The organism is Bartonella sp. AD328YNZD (assembly GCF_042196425.1).
Window position 1 is genome coordinate 1 of the sequence record NZ_JBHIQG010000768.1, and the last position, 640, is coordinate 640.

The following is a 640-nucleotide window of genomic DNA, read 5'->3' on the forward strand; positions in this document are numbered from 1 at the left end:
CGACAATCGTCACTTAATCTTTTGGCTTCCTTTTTTGATGGGTTGCGTCGATATCGGCAACGACAGGGAAAAATTATTCTCTATCTTATTCAAAATTATCTCTCCGATGGGCGGTTGGTCCGTATTGCCGGGGATGAAAATGCTCAATATGTTCCACTGACACGCGAAATGGTGACAAGTTTGGAATATGATATTGTCGTGGATGATGCGCCAACAAGTCTTAATGAAAAAGAGCGTACTTTTGCATTGATCATGCAATTGCTTCCTTTGATGCAAAATTTTGCAACGCCAGAGATTATGCTCGATCTTTTACGCTATTCGCCTTTACCCGCTTCACTCATTCATAAAATCGCTATAAAGGCGCAAAACGCTCTCCAAGAAGAGCAAAATGCCTCAGCACAGATGGGGGGTAATGTGGGAACAGAGCAGATAATGCAGATGTTGCAGACAGTAAAGGCTCAACAATAGGACGCTTTGTCATGCGCGACTTCTGATAAATCCCATCTACCAGAAATTGCTTATCGATACAATTTCCATAGCATAATGTCGTCTTCCTTTATCTTCGAAGAGCTGTTTTATGGAACTATCCCTGTTGGGGAAAACAGGGTGGAGAGGGAGTCTTGCCGTTATGTGGGGTGAA

At 43.0% G+C, this 640-nt stretch carries 1 pseudogene; it reads left to right on the top strand.

Features of this window, described 5'->3' with window-relative positions:
- Nucleotides 1–468: pseudogene (locus tag ACFIO3_RS14935) on the top strand (phage portal protein); the annotation flags it as partial.
- Nucleotides 469–640: the final 172 nt, after the last annotated feature.